Below are 2,249 nucleotides of genomic sequence, written 5' to 3'. Positions count from 1 at the left end.
TTTCTTTGTTGTGGTAAACATTAGAGTAAGGCGTTGCTTATTTTTTTCAATGGTTCCTCAATTCTATACAGCCCCTATTCTCGTAAATAAGCAGTCTTAGCCTATGAAAGTAATAACTGGCTGTGGTTTTATTAACACCAATTAGGCTTGCTGCTGTTCTCGCGGTAGAACCGGCAACAAATAACTCGATGAGTCTGCTTTGTTTATACCAACTTAGTTTACTCTTTCTCATAGTGCTATCCTAAATAATTTTACTCATCTAGGACAGCCCCTTCTTTTTAATCTATTCAAACAATCTTTATTCGATATAAATATTAAGCATTTAACATGCCAAGACGTATTTAGAACCAATTCTCCATAAAAAAATCCTGCCTTGAAGTAAGACAGGATTTTTTTATCGCAAGGCTAATTTTCTAGCCTATGCTATTTACAACTTAGAATGCTTTAGTAATTGTAAATACAGCACCAGTCTCTACACCACGTTTGTACGGGTTGGTGTCGGCGTCAATATTTGTGCCGACAGCAGCAAGCTCAGCTGACAGGTCTTCAACAGAAGCAAAGCTGTAAGTCACACCAATTTTCCAGTCGATGTAGTTATCATCGCCACTAGCGTTATCACTGAAATCATAATCGTCAGCAGTGGTATAACCTAAGCTTGCTACACCACCGAAAGATGCGCTCAATGGCATGCTATAAGTCAGGTTTAAATACCATGCATCAGTATCTAAGCCAAAAAAATCATTAGTGAAATTCACGCTTGCAAGCAAACTGTCACCAACAGTGATGGTGTCTGCAAAACCTAGACGTGCATACAGCTCAAGCCAATTCAAATCAGAAGCACTTGGATAGCCGTAGTACCATAAACCGACATCTAAAACTGGTTTAGACGCCAAAGAGCCAAGTTCAGTGCTATAACCTACATATGGATCGAGCTCTAATGAGCTACCAAAGCCGACATTCGAGCCCCAGACACCTGCGTATAAGCCAGAGCTATGGGTTAATCCATAACCAACTTGAACGGCAGGGTCGCTTTCAGTTTGTGTCATACCACGATAGCGGTAATCTGAAGTCATTGCTGCAGTACCAGAGAATGATACATCGCTTTCAGCTGCCATAGTCAAGCCACTTGCACAAGTGAGTAAAGATGCAGCCACTAATGTAGAAAGTTTAAAGTTCATGTTGGTATTCCCCCAAGCTGTTTATTACAAATGTTCAAATCGAAATGATTTGACTCTGAACTTGTTATTGAAATAGCAAAGGGCGTGCCAACTTTATTAAGTTACTGTTTTATCTTATTTCTTTGCAATAAAACTGCAATAACTTACAAAACCAACTTTGAAGCATTATTGTATTGCACAAATATTGGGCGATTTATTGATTTTGCACCAAAACAAATCAAACTGTATCAAATTGTTTGTAAATAGGAATTATTCTTATACAGTTTATATTCTGCACGATGCAATAAAAAAAACCAACCGCAGTTGGTTGGCTTTTTAAGTATTTTCTTCTGAGCAAAGCATGAAAAATTATTTTTCCATATTTGATAGGATTGATGTTCTGACATCATCCAATGTGGCATTGATGGTGAGCATCACGGCATCGGCACATTGTTTGATCGCAGTGTCAGGATCTTTTAGACCATTACCCGTCACTGTGCAAACGATCACCGAACCTTCAGCGATTTTACCTGCTTTAATATCACGGATTGCACCGCCGATTGAAGCCGCCGATGCAGGCTCAACGAATACGCCTTTTACTTCTAATACTCTTGGATTAGGTTTGGTCATTTTTTATCCTTTTAGCTGTCTAGTTAACCCACTTTAAAAATGATACAGTGCTACTGGGATGAATTTTGTGCAGCCTCTGTGTAAGCAGCACGCAAAGAAAATTTATACCAGTAGCGCGTTTAAATCCATAACATTTTTACATTCAGCTGACTATAGGCTATCTAGAAGGCACCTCTTTCTTATTATTGCTCTTCATCGCCATGCCACTAAAATATATGATGGACATTCCAGAAGGTGTGAAATACATCGGTATGGCACACGGTATGTTGTTTATTACCTATATCATACCCCACTCTCAACTTCGAAAGTGATTGAAAAAAGAAGAGCACCTCACTAGGGTGTGTATAGAACTCAAATGAGTGGCAACCAGATAAAGACACAAGCGAGCATTACCGCCGCTGCATAGCTATCTTTGAGCTTATCATATCGCGTGGCAATGCCCCTAAAATGTTTCAATCTAGC

General features: G+C 39.2%; 1 protein-coding gene and 4 pseudogenes. 1 reads left to right on the top strand and 4 read right to left on the bottom strand.

The window, feature by feature from the left end:
• Positions 1-58: 58 nt before the first annotated feature.
• The 3 genes and pseudogenes from AAEY80_RS14160 to AAEY80_RS14150 all read right to left on the bottom strand — a co-directional run.
• Positions 59-232 (bottom strand): annotated as a pseudogene (locus AAEY80_RS14160) (IS1595 family transposase); the annotation flags it as partial.
• Between the two features lie 202 nt (positions 233-434).
• Positions 435-1,178: a TorF family putative porin gene (locus AAEY80_RS14155; protein ID WP_350588504.1), complete on the bottom strand. Its 744-nt coding sequence runs from the start codon at positions 1,176-1,178 to the stop codon at positions 435-437.
• Between the two features lie 348 nt (positions 1,179-1,526).
• A pseudogene (locus AAEY80_RS14150) lies at positions 1,527-1,754 on the bottom strand (threonine synthase); the annotation flags it as partial.
• A 173-nt stretch (positions 1,755-1,927) separates the two neighbouring features.
• On the opposite strand from AAEY80_RS14150, the pseudogene AAEY80_RS15010 reads away from it, so the two are divergent.
• A pseudogene (locus AAEY80_RS15010) lies at positions 1,928-2,074 on the top strand (DUF3817 domain-containing protein); the annotation flags it as partial.
• A 64-nt stretch (positions 2,075-2,138) separates the two neighbouring features.
• On the opposite strand, the pseudogene AAEY80_RS14140 reads toward AAEY80_RS15010, so the two are convergent.
• Positions 2,139-2,249: pseudogene (locus AAEY80_RS14140) on the bottom strand (IS5/IS1182 family transposase); the annotation flags it as partial.

This window comes from Psychrobacter sp. 78a-MNA-CIBAN-0178, assembly GCF_040309625.1.
Taxonomy (GTDB): domain Bacteria; phylum Pseudomonadota; class Gammaproteobacteria; order Pseudomonadales; family Moraxellaceae; genus Psychrobacter; species Psychrobacter okhotskensis.
This window is presented reverse-complemented; position numbering and strand designations above follow the sequence as displayed.